Annotated in this window: 13 protein-coding genes; 3 read left to right on the top strand and 10 right to left on the bottom strand. The window is 29.5% G+C overall.

Going from position 1 to position 18,774, the window contains the following annotated elements; translation table 11 throughout:
* Window positions 1–10: 10 nt before the first annotated feature.
* The 8 genes from WG950_RS06985 to lpdA form a co-directional block, all read right to left on the bottom strand.
* A complete protein-coding gene (locus WG950_RS06985) occupies window positions 11–2,590 on the bottom strand; it encodes a phosphoenolpyruvate carboxylase (RefSeq protein ID WP_340935152.1) in 2,580 nt (859 codons plus the stop codon).
* Window positions 2,591–2,716: 126 nt separating this feature from the next.
* Complete coding sequence (locus tag WG950_RS06980) at window positions 2,717–3,112, bottom strand: hypothetical protein (protein ID WP_340935151.1); 396 nt, start codon at window positions 3,110–3,112, stop codon at window positions 2,717–2,719.
* Between the two features lie 50 nt (window positions 3,113–3,162).
* Window positions 3,163–5,133: a protein-disulfide reductase DsbD family protein gene (locus tag WG950_RS06975; protein ID WP_340935149.1), complete on the bottom strand. Its 1,971-nt coding sequence runs from the start codon at window positions 5,131–5,133 to the stop codon at window positions 3,163–3,165.
* 91 nt (window positions 5,134–5,224) lie between these two features.
* Window positions 5,225–6,544 carry a tRNA lysidine(34) synthetase TilS gene (tilS, locus tag WG950_RS06970; protein WP_340935147.1) on the bottom strand — a complete coding sequence of 440 codons (1,320 nt, stop codon included), beginning with the start codon at window positions 6,542–6,544 and terminating at the stop codon, window positions 5,225–5,227.
* A 25-nt stretch (window positions 6,545–6,569) separates the two neighbouring features.
* Window positions 6,570–6,803, bottom strand: coding sequence for a hypothetical protein (locus tag WG950_RS06965; protein ID WP_340935145.1), 234 nt, complete (start codon window positions 6,801–6,803; stop codon window positions 6,570–6,572).
* Window positions 6,804–6,823: 20 nt separating this feature from the next.
* Window positions 6,824–8,128 (bottom strand): aminodeoxychorismate synthase component I, encoded by a 1,305-nt coding sequence (pabB, locus tag WG950_RS06960; protein ID WP_340935143.1) that lies wholly within the window; start codon window positions 8,126–8,128, stop codon window positions 6,824–6,826.
* A gap of 62 nt (window positions 8,129–8,190) precedes the next feature.
* Complete coding sequence (locus WG950_RS06955) at window positions 8,191–9,411, bottom strand: acyloxyacyl hydrolase (RefSeq protein WP_340935141.1); 1,221 nt, start codon at window positions 9,409–9,411, stop codon at window positions 8,191–8,193.
* Window positions 9,412–9,500: 89 nt separating this feature from the next.
* Entirely contained in the window at window positions 9,501–10,901 is a 1,401-nt protein-coding gene (gene lpdA, locus WG950_RS06950; RefSeq protein ID WP_340935139.1) for a dihydrolipoyl dehydrogenase, read from the bottom strand.
* A 135-nt stretch (window positions 10,902–11,036) separates the two neighbouring features.
* Between lpdA and WG950_RS06945 the strand changes: the two genes are divergently transcribed.
* Together WG950_RS06945 and WG950_RS06940 are read left to right on the top strand one after the other, a co-directional pair.
* Window positions 11,037–11,510 (top strand): heme-binding domain-containing protein, encoded by a 474-nt coding sequence (locus WG950_RS06945; protein WP_340935137.1) that lies wholly within the window; start codon window positions 11,037–11,039, stop codon window positions 11,508–11,510.
* On the top strand, window positions 11,511–12,752 hold the full coding sequence (locus WG950_RS06940) for a glycosyltransferase (protein ID WP_340935135.1): 1,242 nt from the start codon (window positions 11,511–11,513) through the stop codon (window positions 12,750–12,752).
* A 3-nt stretch (window positions 12,753–12,755) separates the two neighbouring features.
* Here the strand turns inward: WG950_RS06940 and WG950_RS06935 are convergent, their stop codons facing one another.
* Window positions 12,756–13,970: a carboxypeptidase-like regulatory domain-containing protein gene (locus WG950_RS06935; protein WP_340935133.1), complete on the bottom strand. Its 1,215-nt coding sequence runs from the start codon at window positions 13,968–13,970 to the stop codon at window positions 12,756–12,758.
* 45 nt (window positions 13,971–14,015) lie between these two features.
* Window positions 14,016–16,043 (bottom strand): M3 family metallopeptidase, encoded by a 2,028-nt coding sequence (locus tag WG950_RS06930; RefSeq protein ID WP_340935130.1) that lies wholly within the window; start codon window positions 16,041–16,043, stop codon window positions 14,016–14,018.
* A 168-nt stretch (window positions 16,044–16,211) separates the two neighbouring features.
* Here WG950_RS06930 and WG950_RS06925 point away from each other — a divergent pair, with 168 nt between their 5' ends.
* Window positions 16,212–18,701, top strand: a complete 2,490-nt coding sequence (locus WG950_RS06925; protein ID WP_340935128.1) for a T9SS type A sorting domain-containing protein — start codon at window positions 16,212–16,214, stop codon at window positions 18,699–18,701.
* Window positions 18,702–18,774: the final 73 nt, after the last annotated feature.

Below are 18,774 nucleotides of genomic sequence, written 5' to 3'. Positions count from 1 at the left end.
AGTTTTTTATTTATGCAGAGTTTCTACTTGCGTTAATATTTCCAAATAAAGAACGCATCACCATTTTCTCATATACTTCTAATTTTTCTGAGTTTTCATCAGAATTTTGAAGTTCTTGAATTTGTTTTAAAGCAAATTGCTGAATTGTAAGAAGTGGTAAAACAATTTGTTCTCTAATTTCTATAGAAGCTTTTCCAACTGGAAAGTTTTCCATTAAATCTTTGTGACCAGTAAGTTTTAAAAGTAGCCTTTTGGTTGTCTTGTATTCTTCATAAATTAGTTTCCAGAAATCACCAAATTCTTTATCGTTAGCCATGTATGCTGTCAATTCGAAAAAAGATTTTGTTAAACTCATCATACTGTTTTCTAGCAAGGTTTTAAAGAAGTCAGATTCATTGTAGAATGCAATTACTTCATCAAATCTATCTGCATCTTCATATTTCTTTAAAGCAGTTCCTACTCCAAAAAATCCTGGTACGTTTTGTTTTAACTGGCTCCAGCTTCCTACAAAAGGAATTGCTCTAAGAGCAGAGAAGTCTAATTTATCAGAACCACCACGTTTACTTGGTCTACTACCAATGTTGGTTTTAGCATAGTATTTTAACGTACTCATTTTTTCTAAGTACGGTAAAAACTGCGGATGATTTTTAAAGTCGACATAAGTTTGGTAGCTGGTAGCTGCCATGTCTTCTATTAATTCTCTATTTTTTTCGTTTAATTGATCTTTTGTAAAAATATCATTTTTAATACCAGAACTTAATAATTGCTCTAAGTTGTATTGTGCAGAATTTTCTGTACCAAAATTAGAACTAATTGTTTGACCTTGTATTGTTAGTTGAATTTCTTTGTCTTCTATTGTTGGTCCTAAAGATGCGTAAAATTGGTGTGTTTTTCCTCCACCACGTGCAGGAGGTCCTCCACGTCCGTCAAAGAATATTACTTCAATATCAAATTCTCTAGAAACTTTTGTTAATGCTTCTTTTGCTTTAAAAATCCCCCAATTTGCCATTAAATATCCACCATCTTTAGTTCCATCAGAAAAACCTAACATTATAGTTTGTTTGTTTTTTCTCTTTTCTAAATGATATCTATACGTTCTATTACTATACAATTTACGCATTACTTCTTCTGCGTTTTGTAAATCTTCTACTGTTTCAAAAAGCGGAATAACATCTACTGGTAATTCATTTTCAAAGCCACAAAGGTTAAGCATTGCAAATGTTTCCATAACATTTAATGCGGTTTGATTGTTACTTATAATGTAACGGTTTGCACCTCTTTCTCCGTTTCTTTTTTGAATTTCTTTTAAAGCATAAATAGATTCTATTGTACTTACAGAAGTTTCATCGCTTAAAGATTTTGGATCGATGCTTCCTTTAACAACAGATAAAATTTCTATTTGTTCATCTTCTGGTAAATGTTCGTAGTTTTTAGGAAAAGTAGTATCGCCAGTTTCTTGTAAATCTTTAACAATTTGAGTAAAAGCTTTATGATGCACTCTACTGTCTTGTCTAATATCTAGAGTTGCAAAATGGAAACCAAAAATTCTAACTTTGTTAATAAAATCATCTAATTCTTCTATAAATAAAGATTGATGTTTTGTTTCTACAATTTTTCTTGCCTCTGCAAGTTCTTGTAATAATATGCCTTGAGAAAAGTTTACTTTACTATAACTTCTTACAACGTGTTTGTAAAGTCGCTTTTCAATCTTAGTTAAAATCTCTTGAACGCCATCAAAAGTAAAACGTCTTTTAAGTTTTCTAACATCTCTATAATAACTTCTTAAAACAGATTGTCTTAACCTTTCTGCAACGTCTAAAGTTATTTGGGTTGTTACAAATGGGTTACCATCTCTATCACCACCAGGCCAAAAACCAAGATCTATAATTTCGTTATCCATCGGATTTCCGTCATAGATATTGTTTTGAATGTAGTTGTATATTTTACTTACAGAATGGTAAAAGACATTTTCTAAATACCAAATTAAACTTACAGCTTCATCAAAAGGTGTTGGTTTCGATTTTTTATAAAAAGGCGTTTTACCTAATTGTGCTAAAAGTTTTTTAATTAAAAGCAAGTCGTCATTTTGAATTGCTTTGTCTAAATCTGTAATAATACCTAAAACAGAACCTGGGTAAAATTGTGTTGGATGCGCAGTTAAAACAACTCGAACTTTAAATTCTTCTAAATAAGCTTTTAATGCTTCTTTCTTTTCACCTAAAATGGCAGTTTCTTTAGAGTTTCTTAGTGTACCAACTCCATCCATATTATTAACAACAGGAAAAGCGGCGTCTTCTATAGCATCAAACAATACAACTTGTCTTTCTATATATTGTATAAAACGAAATAATAAATCTGTTTTTTCTTTTTCTGAAGGATTTTCTTGGTATTTGCTAAAAAAAGCATCTACAATTTCTGTAGGATTTTTACCCTCTTGAAAACCTTTTTTACATAACTCATTAAACAATGGCAATAAAACACCGGTATTATTTATGGTGTCGAATGGCAAAGTCATAAAAATACTGTTGTAAATTTGATATTTAGACAATACGTTTTCGTTAAAACGAGCTAGCTTAGGTAATCCTGACATATTCTATTATTTTTATAGAGTAAATCTACAAAAAAGCAAGGTTTCAGAACTTAGGTTTTTACTAATAATTAACAAAAAAATTACGAAAACGATATAAATTTTATGTTTTTTTGATGAATATAGAATTTATTGTTTATTCAAGAAATATGGCTGAATTCTATTTTCTATACATTGAAGATTCCATCTTGTTGGGTCGTTCTTGTATCTAAAACCCTTTAAATAGTAGTTGTTTTGATAATTGTTGTAATCATCATAAATAAATTCTGATGGCTTTTTATCAATATTTAGAAAATTGATAGCCATTATGTTGTTTTCGATATCTTCTACATTAAGTGTTACAAAATCAAAAGAATTTAAGTTTAATTTAGAATTCAGTTTATAAAAACTATTTGGGTTGTTGCTAAAACTATTAATTGTATAAATACTTGTTGGTGCTTTTGTTACTTTGATATCTTTATCTTGAGAAAAGATAAGGTTGCTGATTAGCATAAATATTGTTAAAAAGAAAAGTTTTGCTTTCATGATTAAAATGTTAGTTTTCAAAATAATAGCATCAATTTGTATACCGAATTCTAATTTTTGAAATTATAAATTCCTTTTTCTAACCAATTTTTATACGTTTCTATGTCTGTATATTGCTGTGGTGAGTTTAAAATTTCTAAATTGGCATTCATCAAAATATAATAAGGTTGCGATGCGTTTTTAAAATTTACAACCTGAAATGTAGACCATTTATCACCGTAAGTTTTAATCTTTTTTATTTTACCGTTTGCTTTTTTAAAACTGAATTGATCTGCTTCTGGCAACTTCTTTTCATTATCATCTACATACAATGAAATTAGAATATAATCGTCTTTTAAAATATTATAAATTGATGGATCGCTCCATACGTTTTCTTCCATTTTACGGCAATTTACACATGCCCAACCTGTAAAATCTAATAAAATAGGTTTGTTTGTTTCTTGTGCTGCCTTTAAACCTTCATCAAAATCTTTATAACAATCTAAACCTAAAGGACAATCTGATTCTTGCTGATAAATACTGTAAAATTGAGGTGGAGGAAAACCACTTAAAGCGCTTAAACTCCAAGTAGGATTTTTAAATGTTCCCGGAATTAAATAGATCACAAAAGCAAAAACTAATACACCAAAAGAAATTCTAAAAAAAGACAATTTCTTAAGAGGAGAATCGTGTGGGAATTTAATTTTACCGAATAAATAAAGTGCTAAACCAATAAAAATAGCAATCCAAATTCCTATAAAAATTTCACGTTTTAAAATTTCCCAATGGCCAACTAAATCAGAATTTGATAAAAATTTAAAAGCAAAAGCCAATTCTAAAAAACCAAGAATAACTTTGGTTGTATTTAACCAACCGCCAGATTTAGGCAAGGCGTTTAACAAGTTAGGAAACAATGCAAATAAAGCAAAAGGTAAAGCCAAAGCGAGTCCGAAACCAGTCATACCAGCAGAAAGCTGAAAAGCAGGATTGCCAACTGTACCTAAAGAACCTGCTAACAAAGAACCTAAAATTGGACCAGTACAAGAAAATGAAACAATAGCTAAAGTTAAAGCCATAAAGAAAATGCCAATAAAACCACCAATGTTGGATGCATCATCCATTTTATTTCCCCAAGAGCTTGGTAACGTTATTTCATAAAAACCAAAAAATGATAAAGAGAAAAACACTAAAATGATAAAAAAGAAGATGTTTAACCAAATATTGGTTGAAATTGTATTTAAAATACTTGGGTCTAAGCCATCAATTAAGTGAAAAGGGACACTTAAAAGCATGTAAATTATCACGATAAATAATCCGTATAAAATTGCATTAAAAATACCTTTACTTTTACTTTGAGATTGTTTTGTAAAAAATGATACTGTTAAAGGTATCATAGGGAAAACACAAGGTGTTAAAAGTGCTAATAATCCACCAATAAAACCTAAAAGAAATATATTCATTAAAGAGCTACCATCGTTATTATCTAATGTAGTATCTGTTTTAAGTAATTCTGTGTTTTTTAAATTTAATTTTAACTTTTCGGTTAATTTTCTGCTTTTTTCATCTAAAATAACTTCCTCTTTTTCTAGAGTTTTACCATTTAAAGAAAATGAGAAAGAATCTTCTATTTGTATACAAGCTTGTTTACAAACTTGCCCGTAAATTTCTAAAGTTATATTATCAATATTTGTATCTTCAATTAAAACACGTTGTGTAATGGTAGCTTTATTCTTAAAGAAAATTTCTTCTTTTTCCCAAACTTCAGAATATTCTTTAGTTGTTTCACTTTCTTTCGCTTTGCCAACTAATTTGTATCCTTTTTTACCTTCAGGAATTACAATTTCTAAAGCTTGTGATGCATCTTCTGGATTGTATTGCGAATATAAATGCCAATCTTTTAAGATTTTTGCAGTAAAAACAGCATCGTATTCTGTATCAGAAATTTTCTGTATTGATGTTTGCCAAACTAAAGGATTGTCTTCTGTTTGTGCATTTGCAAAAACTGTAAAACATAATGTAAGCAGTAAAAATAGTTTCTTCATTTTTCGGTAAATCTCTTATTTTAGAGATGATTAAATGGGTTTGTATCAATAATAGAATTGATATATAATTTTTTAAAAATACGTAAACCTTTTATAAAAGGCTAATTTTTATAAGAGAAGCATCGTTAGAAAATGTTAAAAATCTGTTGTCTTGCCTTTTACCAATTATCCAAATAATTTCATCGGAACCATTACACAAAAGCCAAGTGTTATTTTTTTCTAATAAAGACATTTTTTCGTCTTTAAAATACTTACTCAGTTTCTTTTTTCCTTGCATTCCTGCCGGATAAAAATAGTCGCCATTTTGCCATTTTCTTACAACTAAAGGAAATTGTAAATGCTTTTTAGAAACGTAAATTGTATTTTTATTTTTTGTTGATTTTTCTGCCAAATGCTCTAAAGTTAAATGAATAGGTTCTAAAATTTCAGTATCCTTTTCATCAATCTTAAAAGTCTTTTGTTGTAAGGTCGAAAAATCTCTTTCAGACAAAATTAAAAATTCTCTATCTTTTAATAAAACGTGTGTTTTAGAAAAAACTTGTTTACCAGATTGCGCTTTTAGCAAGTTGTGAACATCGTTAAATTCAGTAAAATTATAATTTTCTAAAAGTTGATATAAATAAGCTTTTGGGTTTTTTAATTGCTGAATTTTATCAATATTAATTTTAAATGAATTCTTATCATCTAAATATTGGATAACATCTTTAGAAACAATTTCAATTCTATCTTTAATAATTTCTTTACTCTCTTGTAAATTTGCTACAGTTTTAGAAAATGTTGCTAATATATTCGGATTTATTTCCTTTAAAACCGGTAAAACTTGATGCCTTATTTTATTACGAACATATTTTGTAGAAGCGTTGCTTTTATCTTCTCGCCAAGAAATATTATTAGAGGTAGCAAAGTTTAGAATTTCATCTCTAGAAAACTGTAAAAACGGACGAACAATAGAATTGTTTATTTCTGGAATTCCTGTAAATCCATCTAAACCAGAGCCTCGTGTTAAATTAATTAGAAAAGTTTCTAAATTATCATCTGCATGATGGGCAGTTAACACATAATCGAAATTGTGTTTTTTACTTAATTCTTTAAACCAATTATATCTAAGATTTCTCGCGGCAATTTGTGTAGATTCTTTATTTTGTTGTGCTATTTTTTCTGTTTCAAAAGAAATACAGAGGCAATCAATTTGTAATTTTTTGGCTAGGTTTTTTACAAATTCTTCATCTAAATCACTTTCTAAATTTCTTAATTTAAAATTGCAATGCGCTAAAGAAATATTAAAATTTAATGTTGCTAATAAATGGGTTAATACAACAGAATCTATGCCGCCAGAAATGGCAATCAATAGCTTTTTATCCTTTAAAAAAGGAAGTTTACTATTTATATGATTAGATAATTTTTGACGCATAACAATTTTAAAAATACGTAATCTATTACTGTTTTCTTAACCAAATTCTAATGTCTTTTCTTAGAGAAACCTCTGGTTTTGGTAACGGAATTGTTTTACCAAACTGTTTACTTCTGTTAAATTTAGAAAACGTAACTTTTAGTTGTTTCCATTCTGCAGGATACAGTTCTAAAAACTTATTAAACATATTTTGTTCTGTTGGTGTTTCTGATAAACTTTCTAAAGTTTTCTGAAAAAGTTCTTCTTTATTAAATATCATAATAAGTATATTTTTTGGTTTTACTGGGCGTTTAGTAAAACGTATTTCATTGCTTTTGCTTTAAGTAAGCATTCTTCATATTCGTTTTCTACAATAGATTTTGCAGTAATTGCACCACCAACAGAATATGAAACGTATTTTTTTTCTTCGTTGTATAGAATACTTCTAATAACAACATTAAAATCGAAATCGTTTTCTGGCGTAAAATAACCAATTGCGCCCGAATATAAACCTCTTTTGGTTTCTTCTAAGTCTTCTATAATTTGCATTGCAGAAACTTTTGGTGCGCCTGTCATGCTTCCCATAGGAAAAGTGCTTCGTAAAACTTCTACCGGATGCATTAAATCTGTATCTATATTAGAGACTACCGTAGATATCATTTGATGCACTTGTTTAAAAGAATACACTTTACATAATTCTTCAACCTTTACAGAGCCTTTAGTTGCAGTTTTAGAAAGATCGTTTCTAACCAAATCTACAATCATTACATTTTCTGCACGTTCTTTTTCATCTCTCATTAAATTTCGTGCAATTTTCTCATCATCAATTTGGCTAATTAATCGTTTTGCGGTTCCTTTTATAGGTTGCGAAATTATTTTACTGCCTTCCTTTTTAATATATCTTTCTGGTGATGAACACAAAGCATATTGATTTTCTAACTTTAAATAAGCAGCAAATGGTGGCTCAGAAATATCGTTTAAATGCTTGTAAACTTGCAACGGATTTATAGTAGCGTTTTCGGCATAAAATTCCTGACAAAAATTAGCTTCATAAATATCACCTCTTTTAATATGTTCTAAAACTTTTGATACTTTTTGATGGTACTCATCTTTATGAATTCGTAATTTTATTTTGATGTCGCTTTTAGAATTTTCAAAAACTGAAGGATTAATATTTTTAATCGTTTTAAAGTCTTCTTCAATTTCATCATCAACCATTCTTAAATAATGAAATTCAACGGAATTTTCTTTTATAAAAACTAATTTTTGAGGTTGAAAAAAATACAAATCGGCAAAACCTAAATTGTCTAAATTTTTAGACTTTAAATGCTCGACATCATTTTTTACATCATAAGAAATATATCCAAAAATATAATCTTTTGTTGTAGTTTGATATTCTTTTAATTTATCAAAAGCGTTGGTGTAATCTGTTTTTATAGATGTAAATTCTTCAACAGCCAAAGCGCTATTAAAACTAGTATATGTTTGGTTATAGTTATTAGAATCTAACCAAAGTGCTGTTTCAAATTGTTGAGACCAACACAGTAAATTTTGTTTAAAAGTAGCGATGTTTTCAATAGAAAAAGTACGAACAGTTCTTTGCATAATTAATGCAAAAATACAATTCTTATTGTTTAGAAATAGAAATTTTTATGCAGATTTATTGGCTAAAAAGTTTTACCAAATGTAAACTGAATTGGCACTGCAACACCAGAGTTATTTGTAAAAATGTTTCCGTTAGAGTAGTGCATAATTCTAAATTCTGCATTGTATTGTCGTTTTTTTCCGAAGAAAAAACCAAGTCCCATTGTGTCTTGATATGTAATTTTTGGGCCGGTATTAAGGTTGTCTAAATTTCCTTTTGTTAAAAATGTTGGTCCGATAAGCGAGTAATTTGCATACATATCAAACTTATTTCTTCTTAAAAGATAAAAACGCATCGAAGGAAAAATTGAAAAAGCAAGCACTTTCTCGTTGGTAGCTTCTGTATTAAACGCAGTTATACTTGCACCCCAGTCTAAAGAGAATATTTTTTCTGTTCTAAAAAGTAATTGTTGGTAGGTAATTGAAAAAGAATTGGCTGCCTTAACTTCGCCAACCCAAAATACTGGTATGCCGAAACTTTCGAAGTTACCAACCTTTAAACTCATACCAAAAAACCGATTGACACCAAAGCCAATTTTACTTGTTCCGTAACTAACTTGTAGCATGTTTTTAGGAAAAAAATGACCATTTTTGCGAAATTTATCAGCTTTTTCTTCGGATAATTTGTTGATATGGTATTCGAAACCTAAAGTTACTTGAGATATAGAAGGTTGATTTTCTTTTGTTGATTTTGGTAAGAATGTTCCGTTTAAATTCAACTTCCATTTTTTGTTCAATTTATAGTTAAATCCAAAGCCATAAAGAAAGCTTGCATAATGCGCATCAGAATATACAACTTTATCATTTATAGAAAATCCTACTCTGGTTACGTTGGCAATTCCGCTCTCAGCAAAAAAAGATAATTTATCATTTAAGTTTATATTTTTCTTTAAAGACAAAGACCAAGCATTTATCCAAACGCTGTTATGATAGCCAACATTGTTTACGTTTGTGTATTGAAACCAAGAAGCAGGTCTTAATGTACCAAATTGAACCGCTAAATCGGGTAAGATTTTATAACCTAGTAGCAATCGTCCAGAAAAAATGTTTTTAGCAAACGTGTCTGTTTGGTAACCCTCTTTTAAATTATTATTAGAAAAAGGATAAAAAATTCCGCCAAAATTAATACTATAATATGCTTTTGATAAAAAGGAGTTTGGTTGTGTTTTGAAATCTGTATTTTCTTGAGCGTTAATGGATAAACTTGCTAAGAAAAATAATAGCATAAAAAGTTTCTTTTTCATTTTATAAAAATAGGAAACTTTTAAACATAAAAAAAGCACCTAAATATTAGGTGCTTTTTTTATCAATGACTGTAATTAAAAATACAGTTTTATGCATTTAACGGTTTACCATCCCAAGCAGCTTTTGCAGCTTCTTTAACAGCTTCAGAATATGTTGGATGACCATGACAAATTCTCGCTAAATCTTCTGCAGACGCTCTATATTCCATGGCTACTGCAGCTTCCATAATTAAATCTGCAACACGTGCACCAACCATGTGTACACCCAAAATTTCGTCTGTATTTTTATCTGCTAAAACTTTAACAAAACCATCAATATCTCCACTAGCTCTAGATCTACCCAAAGCTCTCATAGAAAATTTACCAGATTTGTAATCTACTTTAGCATCTTTTAATTCTTGCTCTGTTTTACCAACAGCAGCAACTTCTGGCCAAGTATAAACAATACCCGGAATTAAATTATAATCGATATGTGGTTTTTCACCAGCTAAAAATTCTGCAACAACTACACCTTCTTCTTCTGCTTTATGTGCCAACATTGCACCTTTAACTACATCTCCAATTGCGTAAATATTAGGTACATTTGTTTGTAAATGATCATTTACAGCAACTTGTCCGCGTTCGTTAACTTCTACACCAACTTTTTCTAAACCTAAACCTTCTGTATATGCTTTTCTACCAACAGCAACTAAACAATAATCTCCGGTAAAAGTAACTTCTTCTCCTTTTTTGTTGTTTGCTTTTACAGTAACTTCTTCACCGTTTCTTTCTACAGAAGTTACACCATGACTTACAGCAAATTTAATACCCTGTTTTTTAAGAACTTTTTGTAATTCTTTAGAAACATCAGCATCCATAGTTGGTGTGATTTTTGGAGCATATTCTATAACCGTTACATCTGCGCCTAAACGCTTGTAAACAGAACCTAACTCTAAACCAATAACACCACCACCAATTACTAATAAATGTTTAGGAACTTCGTTTAATTTTAAAGCTTCTGTAGATGTAATTACACGTTCTTTATCTAACGTAATAAATGGTAACGTAGAAGGTTTAGAACCTGTAGCAATAATAATATCGGTACCTTCTATTACTTCTGATGTACCGTCGTTTTTAGCAATGTTAACATGAGTTTTGTCTACAAAAGAACCCAATCCTTCAAAAACATCGATGTCATTTTTATCCATAAGGTATTTGATTCCGCCTGTAGTTGTTTCTACAACTTTAGCTTTTCTATCTACCATTTTACCAAAATCGAAAGTTGGTTTTTCAACAGAAATACCGTGTTCTTCAAAATGATGAACTGCATCGTAATAATGATGAGAAGAATCTAATAAAGCTTTAGAAGGTATACAACCAACATTTAAACAGGTACCACCCAAAGTTGAATATTTTTCTATAATTGCTACTTTTTTGCCTAATTGAGAAGCTCTAACTGCAGCTATATATCCTCCAGGACCAGAACCAATTACAATAATATCATATTTCATAAGTAAGTTTATTTTGTGTTTTTTGCAACCTAATGCTTTGTTTTTTAATAATAATTGACAAAAATACGGATATTTTCATAAAATAAAGTAAGAATTTAGTAGTTTTACAGTATAAAATATTCTTAAAATTTACAGATGAAAACCCTAAAAAAAATATTAGTTTTTCTATTAGTTGTACTTGTAATTGCTCAGTTTTTTGGTCCAGAAAAAAACGATGGTGAAATGACTTCTGTAGCTGCTTTTGTGTCAGAAACAAATCCGCCAGAAGATGTTAAAAAAGTATTAGAAACAACTTGTTACGATTGCCATTCAGATAAAACAGTTTATCCTTGGTACAGTAACATTACACCTGTAAATTATTGGTTAGACGATCATATTAAAGACGGTAAAAAGCATTTAAACTTTTCTAAATGGAGCTCTTATTCTTTAAAAAAGAAAGAACATAAAATGGACGAACTTTACGAAGAAGTAGAAAAAGGAGAAATGCCATTAGATTCTTATACTTGGACGCATGCCGATGCAAATCTTACGCAAGAGCAAATTAATGCTGTTGTTACTTGGGGTAAAAAGGTACAAGCTGATTATAAACTTCAAATGAATTCTAAATAATTGCAAAATAACACAGTTTTAATTATTGGTGCTGTTTGGGTAGAACCTAATTCTTCTGCTGCAGGCAAAAGAATGTTGCAGTTAATTGACCAGTTTTTAGAAAAAGAATATCACATAACCTTTGCATGTGTGGCACAAAAAAGTGAAAAAGCATTAGATTTAAAATCTTTAGGTATAGAAGAAGTTTTTATCGAGCTTAACAATATTTCTTTTGATGCTTTTGTAAAGAAACTTAAACCCAATATAGTTTTATTTGATCGATTTATGATCGAAGAACAATTTGGTTGGCGTGTTGCAGAACATTGTCCGAATGCAATTACAATTTTAGATACAGAAGACTTGCATTGTTTGCGTAAAACCAGAGAGTTTTGTGTTAAAAAGGAGCTTCCTTTTTCAGTTTCAGAACTTTTAAAACAAGACATTACAAAGAGAGAAGTTGCATCTATTTTAAGATGCGATTTGTCTTTAATTATTTCTACTTATGAAATGGAATTGTTAAAAGAGGTCTTTAAAATACCTTCTAATGTGATTCTGTATTTACCTTTTATGTTTGAAGAAATAGATGCCTTACAAACAGTAAAGTGGCATCATTTTGCAGAAAGAGAACATTTTATATTTATCGGAAATTTTTTTCATAAACCAAATGTTGATGCAGTTTTAACTTTAAAAAAAGAAATTTGGGCAAAAGTTAGAAAACAACTTCCTAAGGCAGAGTTACATATTTATGGTGCCTATGTTACTCAACAAATACAAGAATTAAATAATAAAAAAGAAGGTTTTTTAATTAAAGGATTTGCAAAGGATGCAAATAATGTAGTTAAAAATGCCAAAGTAGTTTTAGCTCCTTTAAATTTTGGTGCAGGTATAAAAGGCAAATTAACAGAAGCTATGCTTTGCGGTACGCCAAGTGTAACAACAAGTATTGGTGCAGAAGGAATGGCAAATAATTTTGAGTGGAATGGTTTTATAGAAGACGATTATACTGATTTTGCAAACAAAGCAGTTCTACTTTATAACGATGAGTCAACTTGGAAGAATTCTCAGCAAAAAGGAATTGATATTATTAATTCTATTTACAGTAAAAAGAAAAATGGAGTAGTTTTGTCAAGTAAAATTCAAGAAATTCAACAAAATTTAGAGAAACATAGGGCTTCTAATTTCTTTGGAAGTTTGTTGCAACATCAAACACTACAAGCAACAAAATATATGAGTAAATGGATTGAAGCTAAGAATAGTAACTAGCATTTATATTTTAGGGTCATAATCTAAAGGAAGTGAATTTGCAAACTTTTCGTAAGACCAATATCCTTCATAAAAAACATTTAACGGATTGATTAATGTTCCGTTTTTATCTATAATAGTAGGCAGTTTTAAAGGAATTATAGAAGAGGTTTGCGGTAATGCTTTTCTTGGTTTGCTAAATGCAGCTCTTAAAATATAACCTTCTTCTTCTAATTCTTTTGTGTAAACAATGCTTAAATTGTTCTTAAAATTAAGGTAAGAAACACCGTTTTTAAATTTTAAGATGTCTTTAATTGGCACTTTAGATTTGTATAAATAATCTTTAAATTTGGGTAATCTAGCTTTTTTTAAAGTAACCAAAGCCGAATCTAAAGGTGTTTTTGGTATTTCAATCTTTTTTAAAAAGTTGATTTTATTTCTGTGCAATTTCACCAATTCCCTAGCTTTTTTTATAACACTTTCACTTGGTCTATCTGGGTTTAAAACCCTTTCAAATTGATGCATTAAAAATCCATCTAAATAAGTTGTACCTTTTAATAAAGATTGATAAAAATGAGTAAATGAACCGTTGTAAGTTTCTAAACGTTTTTGCTGCCATTTACGCTTCTTTCTATTGCTTCCTTTTAAATTTTGATATCTAGAATAGCCTAAATACGTAACAGTTTTGTTATTTATTACAAATTTTTCAAGTTCGAAAATTATTTTATACCCCAAGCTTTTATGCTTTATTTCTAGAGGTTTTTTTGCAACTGCGGTAAGAATATTTTTTTTAGAGTTATAGGTAAAATGTAAAACTTTTGGGTTTAAAATTTCGCAATCTTTCGCAATTTCTGTTCTACCAATAAATTCTTTTTTAAAGGTAGAAAGATTGTATTTCCACTCGTCATTATAAACTGTTTTTCGTATAATTATTTCGTCTAAAGTATTGTTTTCTTGTTTTAAATTGAAAACTAAAGGTTTGGTATAATTTGATGTGTTTAAAGTATAGTTTATTTTTTTATAACCTAAATAAGAAACAATTAAATCATACTGTCCTTCTTTCACTTTAATAGAAAATTCACCATTAAAATTAGTAGTTGTACCAAGCATTGTATTATTAAAATATACATCTGCACCCTCTAATGGATCACTTTTTTCAAACACTGTACCTTTAATGGTTATTTGTGAAGAAATTTGTAACGAAAAAAATAAGACAATAATGTAAATACAATCTTTCATACTTTAATAACGTATAAAAATGTATTTTATAACAAAATAAATCAATTAACGTTCAGAATTAAGCAAACCAGCTCTTTTTAAAAGTGCATCTGGTTTTGGTTCTTTTCCTCTAAAACGTTTGTATAGCTTCATTGGTTTTTCTGTACCACCTTTAGAAAGAACATTGTCTTTAAACTTTGTAGCAACTACTTTATTGAAAATTCCTTCTTCTAAAAAATATTCAAATGCATCTGCATCTAAAACTTCTGCCCATTTATAAGAGTAGTATCCAGAAGAATATCCACCCTGAAAAATATGTGAAAAAGCAGTACTCATTGCGTTTTCTTTTACATCTGGATATAATTTTGTGTTAGAAAAAGCGTCGTTTTCAAACTCTTTTACAGAATTTATTTCTGATGGATTTTCTGAGTGCCATTTCATGTCTAAAAGCCCGAAACTTAATTGACGTAATGTTTGCATACCTTCATGAAAACTTGCAGATTCTTTAATTTTCTCTACATATTTCATAGGTATAACTTCATCAGTTTCGTAGTGTCTTGCAAACAATTCTAAAGCTTCTTTTTCGTAACACCAGTTTTCTAAAACCTGACTTGGTAATTCTACAAAATCCCAAGAAACAGAAGTTCCAGACAGACTATTGTAGGTTGTGTTTGCTAACATACCATGTAAAGCGTGCCCAAACTCATGAAACAATGTTGTAACCTCATTAAAAGTAAGTAAAGAAGGTTTGGTTTCTGTGGGCTTTGTAAAGTTACACACTATAGAAACATGTGGTCTGTCGTTAATTCCGTTTTTTATTTGTTGTGACTTGTAAGAAGTCATCCACGCACCATTTCTTTTACCTTTTCTAGGATGAAAATCAGCATAAAAAACAGCAATAAAATTATCTTCGTTATCTGTTACATTATAAGTTTTAACATCTTCATGATATTTATCGATAGAGTTTATTTCTTCGAAATTTAAATCAAATAATCTATTTGCTATTTCGAAAACACCATTAATAACGTTTTCTAATTTAAAGTATGGTTTTAATAATTCTTGATCTAAATCGAATAATTCTTTCTTTAATTTTTCAGAATAATAAGCACCATCCCATTTTTGTAATTTATCTATTCCGTCAAGTTTTTTTGCGTATTTTTCTAAGTTTTCAAATTCCTTAAGCGCAGCAGGTTTTGCTTTTTCTAATAAATTATTAGAAAATTCGATTACTTTTTCAGGCGTTTCTGCCATTCTTTCTTCTAAAACAAAATGAGCATGCGTTTTGTAACCTAGTAAATTTGCTCTTTTATGACGAAGATTAACAATTTCTAAAACAATTTTTTCGTTATTGAATTCGTTTTCTTGAAAACCTTTTTTACCCGCTGCAATTGCCATTTTTTTTCTTAAATCTCTATTATCAGCATAAGTTAAAAACGGAATGTAACTTGGGTAATCTAGTGTAAAAATGTAACCATCTTTGTTTTTAGATTTGGCAACTTCTTTAGCCGCTTCTTTAACACTTTCTGGTAAACCAGCTACATCTTCTGGTTTGGTTAAATGCATTTCAAAAGCATTGGTTTCTGCAAGTACATTTTCGCCAAATTTTAACGAAAGCTTAGATAGTTTAGCGTCTATATCTCTAAGTTCTTTCTTGTTTTCTTCATTTAGATTAGCACCATTTCTTGCAAAACTTTTATATTGTTTTTCTAACAACATTTCTTGCTCTGGCGATAATTTTAAATTTTCTCTATTATTAAAAACAGCTTTTACACGATTAAAAAGTTCTTCGTTTAGTGTGATGTCATTTCTAAACTCGCTTAACCAAGGTGAGATTTCTTGTGCAATTTTCTGAATTTTATCATTAGTTTCTGCAGAATTTAAGTTGAAAAATATACTTGTAATTCTATTTAATTTTTCACCAGAAAAATCTAATGCAACAGTTGTGTTTTTGAAACTCGGTGTTTCTGAGTTATTTACAATTTCATTTATTTCTTGCTTTGCAATTTCTATTGCTTTTAGAATTGCAGGTTTGTAATCTTTAGTTGAAATTTTTGAAAAAGGAGCTGTATTAAAGTCTTGTAAAAGTGGATTCATAAATGTGTGTATATCAGTTTTCAAAGATAAAAAAAACTTATTTTTTATTCTGTAATCTAAAACAAACATCTGTTAAACTTATTTTAACAACCGTTTATCGAAGTTTTATTGGTTTTATTATAAAATGTATTTATTTTTGATTAGGTTCTAAAATCTCCCAAAACTACTATGAAAAATTTTTTATTAAATATAATCTTCTTAACCCTAACGGTTTGCAGTTTTTCTCAAACAGATAATGATGGTTTTTATTTTGATGGTGTAAATGATTTTATAAATGTAGGTGGTGCTTCAAATACAAATATTTCAAATATTAATAGTACAACTACAAACAATAGAACTTACGAGACTTGGTTTAAAGCAGCAGAAGTTACTACCAGACAATTTATTATGAAAGAGGGTGCTGGTACTAGAGCTGTTATTATTTATATAGAAGGTGGGTATTTGGTTGTAGGAGGATATAATAGAGCAGACTACACACCAAGATGGGAAGGAACCTATTTTAGAAAGGCAATTACTGCCGATACATGGTATCATGTGGCTCTTGTTTTAGATGATGCCCAAGCTGCAAATAATACAACAAACCCAATGGGTGCTAATCAGAATACAGCCTTAAAATTTTATTTAAATGGTATTTTAATCGGTGAAAATTCTGGATATCAATTTGGACCACACAATACTGTTAGATTAGGGTATAAAGATACTAGTATAAGATTTCCAAGTATAACAGCGCCAGGGTGGACAAATCAATTAGATTCTGATTATTTCTATAGTTCATCAACTGTAACTAGTAATTCAGGGACTAATTATTTTGAAGGATATTTATGGGGATTTAGACTTTGGAATCGAGTGAGAACTCCACAAGAAATAGACGATTACAAATCAGATATAATTACTACAGTTGGTACAGATGATTTAGTGGCAATTTTAGATGGAGATACATTTACATATTTAGCAAATGATAATGTAAGTACTAATGAAGCAACAGTTTCTCCTGTAGCAACAATTATTTGGAGTGCAACTGCTGCATCTACAGATTGGAATGCGGGTTCTAATTGGGTAGGTGGTGCTGTGCCAGACATATTAACAAAAGAGGCTGTAGAAATTCAAGCTTCAACAAATTATCCAATAATAACTTCTGGAACTCATATTGTAGCCGGAGACCTGCAAGTTAATGCAAGTGCAAGTATTACTGTTCTAAGTGGTGGTACTTTAGAGGTTAGTTATGATATTGTTAACAATGGTACTATTGATGTTAAAGAAAGTGGCAGTTTAGTGTTAAGAGAAAAGAAAGTTTTAGGCGGTACAGGAGATTATATTGTTGAAAGAAATACACCTACATATAATGGTAACGATTTCTATTCTTATTGGAGTTCGCCAGTTGTTAGTGCAGATTCAAATATTGCAACAGTTTTTCCTGATGCAGAACTTATATATGCATTCGAAGCTAGTTCATCAAATTCAGATTGGGTATTTCATGGTACTTCAAATTTCGAGAAAGGAATGGGGTATGCTGTTCAAAATGAAGGTATAGGTGGTCAGTTAAGAACTTTTACAGGTGTTGTTAATTCAGGAGATATTTCGGTAAATGTTTACAATACATCAAATTTATCAGGTTCTGATAATGATGGAGATACTTGGTCTGCAAATGGAGATAATTTAGTTGGTAATCCATACCCAGCAGCAATAGATTGGGATTTAGTAATTACAGATCCAGATAATACAGAAATTCTAGGAACCATATATTTATGGAACCAAGCAACTGCAGAAGTAGGTGAAAACAATGTTTCAGATTATCTGCAATATAATTTAACAGGTGGTGTTACAAATACTGCTACAGGAAATATTGGTACTGGCCAAGGTTTTTTTGTAAGAGCTTTATCAAATAGTTCGATAAAATTTAAAACAACACATCAAATTGCGTCTAGCAATACGCAATTTTATAAGTCTAATCAGAAAAAAACTCTCGAAGAGAAAAAAGATAGATCTTGGATTAAATTTACAAGAGGAAATGAAACCAATACTTTATTAATAGGTTTCTTAGAAGGAGCAACAGAAGGTGTAGACAGAATTTATGACGCTGGTTTTGATACAAATCAAAAATCTTTAGGTTTCTATTCGTTGATAAATAATTCTATAAAAGCATCTATACAAGGTTTGCCTGTTTTACAGAACGATGAAGAAATTGTACCCTTAGGTTTTATTGTAGATAAAGTAGGTGAGTATTCAATCGGAATTCAAGAAGAAACTATAAATGATGATTACACTGTTTATTTATTTGATAAAGAACTAGATTTATTATTCAATCTAGAAGAAGGTGATTATAATTTCTCTATAGAAACCTTAGGAGAAAATAATGAGAGATTCGAGATAAAGTATTCGAAAGCTAGTAAAGAAGAAACAACTTTAAGTACAGAGGTAGTAGAAAATATTGATGATACTTTAAATCTATATGTCAACTCAAATAGAGAGTTGATTATCAAAAAAAATACGCAAGAAGAAATCAAAAATATTCAAGTTTATAATTTACAAGGTAGACTTATAAGTGTTTTTAAAAGTGAAGATCTAAAAAGTGTTTCAAACTACAGTAAAGGCGTATATTTTGTTAAAGTAACTTTTAGCGATAAGCAAGAGTTTAGAAAGAAAATTCTTATTTATTAAGATATTAATTTCTTAGTCGTTTTTGTAAGCTTTTACAAAGCTAAACGACATAACAATAGTGTTATAACACATT

It is taken from the genome of Polaribacter marinaquae (assembly GCF_038019025.1).
GTDB classification, from domain to species: domain Bacteria; phylum Bacteroidota; class Bacteroidia; order Flavobacteriales; family Flavobacteriaceae; genus Polaribacter; species Polaribacter marinaquae.
Note: the sequence above shows the minus strand (reverse complement) of the source record. Positions and strands in the feature narration are given on the sequence as shown.

What these genes read in the sequence shown, in the direction of transcription:
- WG950_RS06985 (WP_340935152.1), bottom strand. Translation starts at nt 2,590, where the DNA reads ATGTCAGGATTACCTAAGCTAGCTCGTTTTAACGAAAACGTATTGTCT.
- WG950_RS06980 (WP_340935151.1), bottom strand. Translation starts at nt 3,112, where the DNA reads ATGAAAGCAAAACTTTTCTTTTTAACAATATTTATGCTAATCAGCAAC.
- WG950_RS06975 (WP_340935149.1), bottom strand. Translation starts at nt 5,133, where the DNA reads ATGAAGAAACTATTTTTACTGCTTACATTATGTTTTACAGTTTTTGCA.
- tilS (WP_340935147.1), bottom strand. Translation starts at nt 6,544, where the DNA reads ATGCGTCAAAAATTATCTAATCATATAAATAGTAAACTTCCTTTTTTA.
- WG950_RS06965 (WP_340935145.1), bottom strand. Translation starts at nt 6,803, where the DNA reads ATGATATTTAATAAAGAAGAACTTTTTCAGAAAACTTTAGAAAGTTTA.
- pabB (WP_340935143.1), bottom strand. Translation starts at nt 8,128, where the DNA reads ATGCAAAGAACTGTTCGTACTTTTTCTATTGAAAACATCGCTACTTTT.
- WG950_RS06955 (WP_340935141.1), bottom strand. Translation starts at nt 9,411, where the DNA reads ATGAAAAAGAAACTTTTTATGCTATTATTTTTCTTAGCAAGTTTATCC.
- lpdA (WP_340935139.1), bottom strand. Translation starts at nt 10,901, where the DNA reads ATGAAATATGATATTATTGTAATTGGTTCTGGTCCTGGAGGATATATA.
- WG950_RS06945 (WP_340935137.1), top strand. Translation starts at nt 11,037, where the DNA reads ATGAAAACCCTAAAAAAAATATTAGTTTTTCTATTAGTTGTACTTGTA.
- WG950_RS06935 (WP_340935133.1), bottom strand. Translation starts at nt 13,970, where the DNA reads ATGAAAGATTGTATTTACATTATTGTCTTATTTTTTTCGTTACAAATT.
- WG950_RS06930 (WP_340935130.1), bottom strand. Translation starts at nt 16,043, where the DNA reads ATGAATCCACTTTTACAAGACTTTAATACAGCTCCTTTTTCAAAAATT.
- WG950_RS06925 (WP_340935128.1), top strand. Translation starts at nt 16,212, where the DNA reads ATGAAAAATTTTTTATTAAATATAATCTTCTTAACCCTAACGGTTTGC.